Raw genomic sequence first — 8,904 nt, 5'->3', positions numbered from 1 at the left:
GGATAAGATTGATGGCTTCAAACGGATCATCACTTTGCATGGCAAGCTGGATGAAAAGCAGCGAAAGCGTTTGTTAGAGATCGCCGACAAATGCCCTGTTCATAAAACCCTAGAGCGCAGTTCAGATGTATCGACCGAACTTGCCTGAACGCAAAAAAGGCGCGGTTTGATCCGCGCCTTTTCCGATCTAACCGAGATGATAGATTACCCGCGCGCGCGGGCGACAAGCTTCCAAAGCGTTGGCAAAAGAACCGCCGCAAGCGCCAGTTTCAAAGCATCGCCAAGCAAGAACGGCGTCAGACCCCAAGCCAGAATCGGCTTGTCCCAGCCATAAAGCATGCCAAGCCAGATCAGCCCGGGAACATAAATAAGCGCGTTACCTAGGATCATTGCACCAGCCATCTTAGGCGCAGAGCGGTCCCAGCCAGCACGCGCAAGCGTACCCAGCGCCAAAACAGCCAGAACATAACCAACCAGATAGCCGCCTGTTCCGCCCATCATGTAGCTCAAACCGAATTTTTCAGCCGAGGAACCTGCAAAAACGTCAAAACCAAGCGCGCCGACGATCATGTATCCGAGAATAGTTGCCAGCCCCAAACGCGCACCATAAGCAGCGCCCATCGTAAGCACGGCGAATGTCCCCATTGTGATTGGCACGGGCCACATCGGCACTTTGATCTTTGCCGCGATAGCAAGGAACAAGATTCCGCCGATAACAAGCGCAGCTTGTTTAGCAAGCTTCATCGCGCCCGTTTGCGGGGCAAAAACTTCGCTTAGAACTTTGTGATTCAAGGACAGGTTCATTCGTCGACTCCAGTCATGTTGCGTTGCAGCATATGTTCTTGCCAATTTGCGAAGTGCAAGTGCAAAATTGCAAAGCCTTCCTGCAAACCTTTGAAAAGGTGTCCTATTCAGAGGGGTAGTAGCGCGTCAGCATGACATAGCGCTTGCGTGGACCAGTTACGTCCCAGGTGCTGCTCCACTCGGGCCAGCGGGCAAAATCATATGCAACATCGTATTGATCGGGGTCGCACCAATGTTTCGCCTCAGCGTTATCATCTAGTGCAAAGCTATGAAAGAATCGTCTGTCTGCAAAATAGACCTCGAACCCGTTTTCTTTAGGTTGCCAGTAATAGGTCCGCTCTGCGCGCAATTGGGCTGCACTGGCAAGGGTAAGTGTCCCTGTTTCGCGATAGGTCCAATCGACATCGCCCCGCGCGATCACAGCATCGCCGACAAAGCGCGAAGCGCTGCCTGCCAGCGAATCCTCGATCGTGCGCTCGATCCTCCAGCGTCCCAAGAAATCGGCAGGTGCCCTATTCATATACCCGTTCCCATTACGCAGCGCGCATTGTTTCTAGGCGGGTCAATCCGTCTCATCCGCGCGCTCCTTGCTTGTGCAGCATTCCAGCCCAGACTAAGAGAGCGCAACGCTCGCTGAAAGTCACAAAAGGACAGGCACTGATGATCCCTCGCTACTCCCGCCCCGAGATGGTTGCAATCTGGTCCCCCCATACAAAGTTTCGCATTTGGTATGAAATCGAAGCCCATGCCTGCGATGCAATGGCAGATCTGGGTGTGATCCCGCGCGCAAATGCAGAGGCGGTTTGGAAAGCCAAGGATGTCGAGTTCGACGTAGAGCGCATTGACGAGATTGAAGCCGTCACCAAGCATGACGTCATCGCCTTCTTGACGCATCTTGCAGAGCATGTCGGCAGCGACGAAGCCCGCTTTGTCCACCAAGGCATGACCAGTTCAGACGTGCTGGACACCTGCTTGAACGTGCAGCTTGTGCGCGCGTCCGACATTCTGATCGCTGATCTTGAAGGCCTGATGGCTGCGCTCAAGACCCGCGCGATAGAGCATAAAGACACGGTACGTGTTGGCCGCTCGCATGGTATTCATGCCGAACCGACAACGATGGGCCTGACCTTTGCGCGTTTCTATGCGGAAATGGATCGCAACCTTGCGCGCCTCAAAGCGGCGCGCGACGAAATCTCGACCGGTGCTATTTCTGGTGCGATCGGGACTTTCGCAAACGTCGATCCGCGCGTTGAGGAACATGTCTGCGAAAAGCTCGGTCTGAAGCCAGAGCCAATCTCAACACAGGTTATCCCACGTGATCGCCACGCGATGTTCTTTGCTGTTTTGGGTGTCATTGCGTCCTCGATGGAAAACATCGTGATCGAAATTCGCCACATGCAACGCACCGAAGTCCTTGAAGGCGCAGAGTTTTTCTCAATGGGTCAAAAGGGATCTTCTGCGATGCCGCATAAGAAAAACCCGATCCTCACAGAAAACCTGACTGGTCTTGCGCGGCTTGTTCGTATGACAGTGATCCCCGCGATGGAAAACGTGGCCCTTTGGCACGAGCGCGACATCTCGCATTCCTCGGTTGAGCGCACCATCGCACCAGATGCGACGATCACATTGGACTTTGCGTTGAAGCGTCTGACGGGCGTTATCGAAAAGATGCTGATCTTCCCTGATAACATGCTCGACAATATGAACAAATTCCCGGGCCTCGTGATGAGTCAACGTGTTCTGCTTGCCCTTACGCAAGCGGGTGTTTCGCGCGAAGATGCTTATTCCATGGTGCAGCGCAATGCCTTGCGGGTTTGGGAGCACCGCGTTGATTTCCAAGAACAATTGTTGGCCGACGAAGACGTCGTTGCCGCATTGGGCGTCGATGCGATCAAAGAAAAATTCGACATGGGCTATCACACCAAACACGTTGATACGATTTTCAAACGCGTCTTTGGAGAATAAGGGAAACCGTGCTAGAATGGCCCTCTCATAAACGGGAGGATTTAGCATGAAGACCATTATTTTTGCGGGCTTGCTCGCGGTTTGTCCGGTCATGTCACTGGCCATGTGTAGCGATGGGCACAAAGCAGCGATGTCATGTGCCACGGATTCAGCGTGGGACGCCGATAAACAGGCCTGCCTACCCATCGCATCCAGCTAGAGCAAAGTTTTGGACGTTCCTTCGGGGGCGTTCAGGCTATTTTCATTTTTTGTCGCCATACCCTGTTTGAGTAAGATGCTGAACAGGTAGGAATTTGATGCGACTAGGCCAAATCACCAATGCAAAACCAGCCGCGCGCCCAGCACCGCGCGTTGTCACCTCTGCTGAAAAGGCGGCGATCATCGTCCGGTTTTTGATGACGGAGGGGGCGAATGTCCCGATTTCCGAATTACCCGAGGATTTACAGGCAGAACTGACGCAGCAAATGGGCAGCCTGCGGCGCATTGATCGCGATACCCTTGTCCAGGTCGTCGAAGAATTTGCCGATGAACTGGAGCAGACGGGCCTGACCTTTCCCAAGGGCGTTGCCGGTGCCCTGACAGAGCTTGATGGCAAAATCAGCCCGCGCGCAGCGGCGCAGATCAGACGGCGCACAGGCGTGCGCGCCAGTGGCGATCCATGGGAACAACTGCGCGCCTTTGAGCCCGAAAAACTGCTCAAGTTGATCGAGGACGAAAGCACGGAAGTCGCGGCTGTGCTCATTTCGAAGATCGACGTGAAAAAGGCCGCCGAAATGCTCGGCAAAATGCCAGGGGAACGCGCGCGGCGCATAACCTATGCTGTTTCTTTGACCAACTCTGTCACGCCAGATGCGGTGGATAGAATTGGCCGCGCGCTTGTTTCGCAGCTCGAAAACGAGCCCGAGCGCGCCTTTGACAACCCGCCTGTTGATCGTGTCGGCGCAATCCTGAATTCATCCCGCAGCGCCACGCGCGACGCCTTGCTCGACGGGCTCAATTCAGAGGACGAAGCCTTTGCAAACGAGGTCCGTAAAGCGATCTTTACCTTCAAACACATTGCCGCCCGTGTCGATGCCCGCGATATTGCGGCAGTGCTCAAAGTTGTCGACAACGACACTCTGGTCACAGCCCTTGCAAGTGCGACAGATGAGCTGACCAAACCTTCGGCCGACTTTATTCTTGCCAATATTTCCAACCGCTTGGCGGACCAGATGCGCGAAGCTATTCAGGAACGCGGTGAAGTGGGCGATGAAGACGGCGAAACCGCCATGTCCGATGTGGTGGCAGGTGTGCGCCAATTGGCAGACAATGGCGAAATCCTTTTGAGAGAGGATGCAGAGGCCTAAAGCCCCTTAGCCATCTAGACAGCCGCAAGCGCCGTTGCTAGCGTCTTGGCTATGGAACACAACACAGATGGACGACGCTGGCATGATATGGGCGGGCTTGACGCCGGCCCAATCAATGATGCCCAGCATGATTTCTCACTTTGGGAAAAGCGCGTCGATGCGCTGATGATCCTTTGCTCTGGCAAAGGCTATTTCACCGTAGACGGATTGCGCCGCGCCCTTGAAGACATGGGCGAACAGGCTTTCGAAAACATGAGCTACTACGAGCGTTGGATTGCCGCGATCAATCAAAACCTGATCGAGCGCGGAGCTTATTCGCTCGAAGAACTGGGACAGAAAATGGCAGATGTCAAAGCGCGCGGCGATACCTACGGGGATGCGAGCCTTGGCACATAAGCCGCTATCACAGGGCATGCGCGTAACTGTGCGCCAACTCATGCCCCCTGGCCATGTGCGCGCCCCTGCCTACCTGCGCGGGAAATCCGGCACGATTGAACGCAGGATCGCCCCTTTCAAGAACCCTGAAAAACTTGCCTACGGATTGCCCGCGGAAGAGCAGATGCTCTACCGCGTCAGGTTTGACGCCCGTGAGCTTTGGGGACCTCAAGCCGAAAGCAACGACGATATGATCGAAGCCGAAATCTACGCGCATTGGCTTGAGCCAGAGGATCAAAACCATGCCACATGACCACCACGACCACCTCTCGCCCTCCGGCCACCCCTACCGCGCGGACGATGACACGCCGCTCAGCTATTGGCAGACAATGGAAATCGCGGTGCGCGAGCTGCTGGTTGAAAAGGGAATCACAACGCCGCAAGACATCACCGCACAGATCGACACGATGGATGGGCGCAGCCCCGCGAACGGCGCGGCTGTTGTTGCGCGCGCGTGGTGCGACCCTGAATTCAAAGCGCGTTTGCTAAAAGACGGCTCCGCTGCAAGCCGCGAAATGGGGTTTGATGTCGGTCCAATGCACCTGATTGCCGTGGAAAATACCGACGACACCCACAACATCATCGTCTGCACGCTCTGCTCTTGTTATCCGCGCAACCTTCTTGGCCTGCCGCCTGATTGGTATAAGTCACGCGCCTACCGTTCGCGCACCGTGAAAGAGCCGCGCAAAGTGCTGGCCGAGTTTGGCGTTACCTTGCCCGCAGATACCAAAGTGCGCGTCCACGATAGCACCGCCGATATGCGCTATGTTGTCATTCCTGCGCGCCCAAGCGGCACAGAGCATATGAGCGAAACCGAACTGGCCGCGCTCGTGACGCGCGATTCAATGATCGGAACAGGCATTGCACGCGCGCCTAACGCTTGAGCCTGCGCGCCAAGCGCAGTAAGCCGCCCGAATGAAACGCGTCTCGCAATATATCACCAACCTGTTTTTGCGGGCCTTGATCGGGCTTGCGTTGTCCCTTCCCTATCGCGCACGCGTGCGCACGATGGGTTGGCTGGTTGAAAATGTCGTTTCCCCGCTCGCAGGCTATCCGAAACGCATCCGCGCGAACCTTGCCCATGTGTTGCCCGACCTGCCCGAGGCCGAGATCAAACGTTTGTGCAAAGCTGTGCCGAACAACGCGGGTCGCACTTTGATCGAACTTTACTCAGGTAAGGAATTCGTTGAACGCGCCCGGTCGGCTCCGATCACGGGCCCGGGATACGCCGCCCTCGAACAAGCACGCGCTGAGGGGCGTCCCGTCATTCTGGTGACAGGGCATTTTGGCAATTACGACGTCAGCCGCGCCGCGTTAATCGCCAAGGGGCACAATATGGGCGCGCTCTACCGGCGCATGTCCAACCCTTATTTCAACGCCCATTACGTGCGCTCAATCAGTACCATCGGCACACCCATGTTCGAGCAGGGCCGCAAAGGCATGACGCAGATGGTGCGTCATATCAAATCGGGCGGTGTTCTTGGCATTCTCACGGATTTGCATGCCCACGGCGGCGCGCGACTGAATTTCTTTGGCAAACCCGCGATCACATCGCTTGTCACCGCCGAACTTGCGTTGAAATTCAACGCCGCGCTGATTCCAGTCTATGCAGTAAGGCAGGAAAACGGGCTTGATTTCGAGATCATTGTTCAGGATGAAATTCCACATAGCGATGCGGAAACCATGACCCAAGCGGTCAATAACGGGCTAGAGCAACTCGTAAGCGAAAACATGCATCAATGGTTCTGGATCCATCGTCGCTGGAAAAACACCTGACGCTAATTGGCGATCTGTGCGGCTTCGATTGCCCCGTGACCTGCGCGCTGAATGAACACGGCCACCGGCCCGCTACCAATCTGCGCAGTGACAGAAAGCGGTGCGCGCCCATCCCATTTCCCCACAACTTTCAGGTTTGAGACGACATTCACATAGGTGATGGTTTTGCCTGCGTTTTCACCGCGTTTGATGGCACTTGTGCGCTTGGGCGTGAAATTGACGACCTTCACATCGTATTTTGCAGGGCGGCGCGCGTTCGCGGCAATCATCAGGCGCTTGCCCGTGCGCGCCAGCTTGAGCGACACATCTTTGGATTCCCTTGCATGTTTCGCGATCATGTCAGCGACATCCATCGGATGTGTGCCAACAACGGAATCAACACCGCCAATTATCATTTGCGGCGTGTAGACCGAACGACGACCTGCCGCATGCGCATAGGCTTTCTGACGCGCCGTATTTTCAGGGCGAGCGAATTCATCCTTCCAACCGATATAATCCCAATAATCCACATGCATTGACAGGGCTATCACATCACCGCGCGCGGCCAGTTTATGCATCAATGCATCTGCGGGCGGGCAGGACGAACATCCTTGCGAGGTAAACAGCTCGATCACCACGGGTTGGGCTTGCGCCTGTGCCGCGCCTGACAGCCCAATCCAAAGGGCCGCGACAAGGGATGATAGTTTTCTCATAGTGCTGGGTCCGCGCATTTTCGTTCGTTCTCGAACGTGATAGAAGGAAAGGACTGTAATAACCAATCACCCTTTTGCGAGAGCGCCGCGAGCAAAGGGGACTGACTGTTTCCAATTTTCCGCAATTTTCGGTGTGCAATGGTATACAAAATCGCCGCACCCCCTTGATTGCTTAGCCAAACTGGGGCATCTAGCGCACAAGACACCCCTTTTCTCACGACTTAGATAGGAGGCAGATTATGCCCATTACCGTCGGTCAAGACAGCTCCAAAACACGTAAAACTCTTACTGTTGGCAGCCAGTCCATTGCCTATTATTCGATCCCCGCTGCGACTAAAGCAGGGCTTGGCGATTTTTCTAATCTGCCTGCCGCGCTGAAAGTGGTTCTGGAAAACATGCTGCGCTTTGAGGATGGCAAGACGGTTTCCGTTGATGACATCAAGGCGTTTGCACAATGGGGTGCCAAAGGTGGCAAGAACCCACGCGAAATCGCATACCGCCCTGCCCGCGTTTTGATGCAGGATTTCACCGGCGTGCCAGCGGTTGTTGACCTTGCCGCGATGCGCGACGGGATCAAGGCGCTTGGCGGCGATCCACAAAAGATCAACCCGCTGAACCCTGTTGATCTTGTCATTGACCACTCGGTCATGATCGACGAATTCGGCAATCCGCGCGCGTTCAAAATGAACGTGGACCGCGAATACGAGCGCAATATGGAGCGCTACACATTCCTGAAATGGGGTCAGTCTGCCTTTAACAACTTCCGCGTTGTTCCTCCGGGCACGGGCATCTGCCACCAGGTAAACCTTGAGTATCTGTCGCAGACCGTATGGACCGACACCGATCAGAATGGTGACATGGTTGCCTATCCTGACACGCTGGTTGGCACCGATAGCCACACAACCATGGTAAACGGCGCTGCTGTTCTGGGTTGGGGCGTCGGCGGGATCGAAGCGGAAGCGGCCATGCTTGGTCAGCCGATCTCTATGCTGATCCCAGAAGTCATCGGTTTCGAGCTGACAGGCGCAATGATGGAAGGCACGACAGGCACCGACCTCGTGCTTAAGGTCGTTGAAATGCTGCGTGAAAAGGGCGTTGTTGGCAAATTCGTTGAATTCTACGGCAAGGGCCTCGACAGCCTTCCTCTGGCAGACCGCGCGACAATCGCGAACATGGCGCCTGAGTACGGTGCGACATGCGGCTTCTTCCCGATTGATAACGAAACACTGCGTTACCTGCGCACAACGGGCCGCGACGAAGACCGTATCGCATTGGTCGAAGCCTATGCAAAAGAGAACGGTTTCTGGCGCGGCGACGATTACGCACCAATCTACACAGACACTTTGAGCCTCGATATGGGCACAATTGTGCCTGCGATTTCCGGCCCCAAGCGTCCACAGGACTACGTCGCCCTGACTGGTGCGAAAGAAGCCTTCCGCAAGGAAATGGAAGAAACCTTCAAGCGTCCTATGGGCAAAGAAGTGGCTGTCGCTGGCGAAGACTACACGATGGAATCCGGCAAAGTTGTTATCGCCTCCATCACGTCCTGCACAAACACATCCAACCCATACGTGATGATCGGCGCGGGCCTTGTAGCGCGCAAAGCCGCAGCACTGGGCCTGAACCGCAAGCCTTGGGTCAAGACATCCCTCGCGCCCGGCTCTCAGGTTGTGACCGCCTATCTTGAAGCAGCAGAGCTTCAGGATGATCTGGACGCGCTCGGCTTTAACCTTGTTGGCTATGGCTGCACGACCTGTATCGGTAACTCTGGCCCGCTTCAGGCGGAACTGAGCAAAGCGATCCACGAGGGCGATCTTGTCGCGACCTCTGTCCTTTCTGGCAACCGTAACTTCGAGGGCCGTATCAGCCCCGACGTGCGCGCCAAC

The 8,904-nt window shown here is 55.5% G+C and carries 12 protein-coding genes; 9 read left to right on the top strand and 3 right to left on the bottom strand.

The window, feature by feature from the left end; genetic code table 11:
• Nucleotides 1-148 (top strand): OsmC family protein (locus WBC85_RS05795; protein WP_424433898.1); only part of this gene is annotated, 148 nt, incomplete at its 5' end.
• A gap of 56 nt (nt 149-204) precedes the next feature.
• Here WBC85_RS05795 and WBC85_RS05790 read toward each other — a convergent pair.
• The gene (locus WBC85_RS05790; protein ID WP_424433896.1) at nt 205-804 is read right to left on the bottom strand and encodes a biotin transporter BioY; all 600 of its coding nucleotides are present in this window, start codon (nt 802-804) and stop codon (nt 205-207) included.
• Between the two features lie 103 nt (nt 805-907).
• Entirely contained in the window at nt 908-1,324 is a 417-nt protein-coding gene (locus WBC85_RS05785; RefSeq protein WP_424433894.1) for a DUF6314 family protein, read from the bottom strand.
• Between the two features lie 140 nt (nt 1,325-1,464).
• Here WBC85_RS05785 and purB point away from each other — a divergent pair, with 140 nt between their 5' ends.
• The 7 genes from purB (at nt 1,465) to WBC85_RS05750 (ending at nt 6,326) form a co-directional block, all read left to right on the top strand.
• The gene (purB, locus tag WBC85_RS05780; protein WP_424433892.1) at nt 1,465-2,769 is read left to right on the top strand and encodes an adenylosuccinate lyase; all 1,305 of its coding nucleotides are present in this window, start codon (nt 1,465-1,467) and stop codon (nt 2,767-2,769) included.
• A gap of 46 nt (nt 2,770-2,815) precedes the next feature.
• Nucleotides 2,816-2,968: a hypothetical protein gene (locus tag WBC85_RS05775; RefSeq protein WP_424433890.1), complete on the top strand. Its 153-nt coding sequence runs from the start codon at nt 2,816-2,818 to the stop codon at nt 2,966-2,968.
• 97 nt (nt 2,969-3,065) lie between these two features.
• Nucleotides 3,066-4,115, top strand: a complete 1,050-nt coding sequence (locus tag WBC85_RS05770) for a flagellar motor switch protein FliG (RefSeq protein WP_424433888.1) — start codon at nt 3,066-3,068, stop codon at nt 4,113-4,115.
• Nucleotides 4,116-4,166: 51 nt separating this feature from the next.
• Nucleotides 4,167-4,511 (top strand): ScnB-like protein, encoded by a 345-nt coding sequence (locus WBC85_RS05765; RefSeq protein WP_424433886.1) that lies wholly within the window; start codon nt 4,167-4,169, stop codon nt 4,509-4,511.
• Entirely contained in the window at nt 4,492-4,803 is a 312-nt protein-coding gene (locus WBC85_RS05760) for an SH3-like domain-containing protein (RefSeq protein ID WP_424433884.1), read from the top strand. The genes WBC85_RS05765 and WBC85_RS05760 overlap by 20 nt, the downstream gene beginning before the upstream one ends.
• The gene (nthA, locus tag WBC85_RS05755) at nt 4,793-5,434 is read left to right on the top strand and encodes a nitrile hydratase subunit alpha (protein ID WP_424433882.1); all 642 of its coding nucleotides are present in this window, start codon (nt 4,793-4,795) and stop codon (nt 5,432-5,434) included. The genes WBC85_RS05760 and nthA overlap by 11 nt, the downstream gene beginning before the upstream one ends.
• A gap of 31 nt (nt 5,435-5,465) precedes the next feature.
• On the top strand, nt 5,466-6,326 hold the full coding sequence (locus WBC85_RS05750) for a lysophospholipid acyltransferase family protein (protein WP_424433880.1): 861 nt from the start codon (nt 5,466-5,468) through the stop codon (nt 6,324-6,326).
• Between the two features lie 2 nt (nt 6,327-6,328).
• Here the strand turns inward: WBC85_RS05750 and WBC85_RS05745 are convergent, their stop codons facing one another.
• Nucleotides 6,329-7,018 (bottom strand): DUF1223 domain-containing protein, encoded by a 690-nt coding sequence (locus WBC85_RS05745; protein ID WP_424433878.1) that lies wholly within the window; start codon nt 7,016-7,018, stop codon nt 6,329-6,331.
• Between the two features lie 239 nt (nt 7,019-7,257).
• Between WBC85_RS05745 and acnA the strand changes: the two genes are divergently transcribed.
• The coding region (gene acnA / locus WBC85_RS05740) for an aconitate hydratase AcnA (RefSeq protein ID WP_424433876.1) at nt 7,258-8,904 on the top strand (1,647 nt) is incomplete at its 3' end.

The sequence above is a fragment of the Planktotalea sp. genome (genome assembly GCF_049680325.1).
Classification (GTDB): Bacteria; Pseudomonadota; Alphaproteobacteria; order Rhodobacterales; family Rhodobacteraceae; genus Planktotalea.
Note: the sequence above shows the minus strand (reverse complement) of the source record. Positions and strands in the feature narration are given on the sequence as shown.

What these genes read in the sequence shown, in the direction of transcription:
- WBC85_RS05745 (WP_424433878.1), bottom strand. Translation starts at nt 7,018, where the DNA reads ATGAGAAAACTATCATCCCTTGTCGCGGCCCTTTGGATTGGGCTGTCA.
- WBC85_RS05770 (WP_424433888.1), top strand. Translation starts at nt 3,066, where the DNA reads ATGCGACTAGGCCAAATCACCAATGCAAAACCAGCCGCGCGCCCAGCA.
- WBC85_RS05790 (WP_424433896.1), bottom strand. Translation starts at nt 804, where the DNA reads ATGAACCTGTCCTTGAATCACAAAGTTCTAAGCGAAGTTTTTGCCCCG.
- WBC85_RS05765 (WP_424433886.1), top strand. Translation starts at nt 4,167, where the DNA reads ATGGAACACAACACAGATGGACGACGCTGGCATGATATGGGCGGGCTT.
- purB (WP_424433892.1), top strand. Translation starts at nt 1,465, where the DNA reads ATGATCCCTCGCTACTCCCGCCCCGAGATGGTTGCAATCTGGTCCCCC.
- WBC85_RS05775 (WP_424433890.1), top strand. Translation starts at nt 2,816, where the DNA reads ATGAAGACCATTATTTTTGCGGGCTTGCTCGCGGTTTGTCCGGTCATG.
- WBC85_RS05760 (WP_424433884.1), top strand. Translation starts at nt 4,492, where the DNA reads ATGCGAGCCTTGGCACATAAGCCGCTATCACAGGGCATGCGCGTAACT.
- WBC85_RS05750 (WP_424433880.1), top strand. Translation starts at nt 5,466, where the DNA reads ATGAAACGCGTCTCGCAATATATCACCAACCTGTTTTTGCGGGCCTTG.
- WBC85_RS05785 (WP_424433894.1), bottom strand. Translation starts at nt 1,324, where the DNA reads ATGAATAGGGCACCTGCCGATTTCTTGGGACGCTGGAGGATCGAGCGC.
- nthA (WP_424433882.1), top strand. Translation starts at nt 4,793, where the DNA reads ATGCCACATGACCACCACGACCACCTCTCGCCCTCCGGCCACCCCTAC.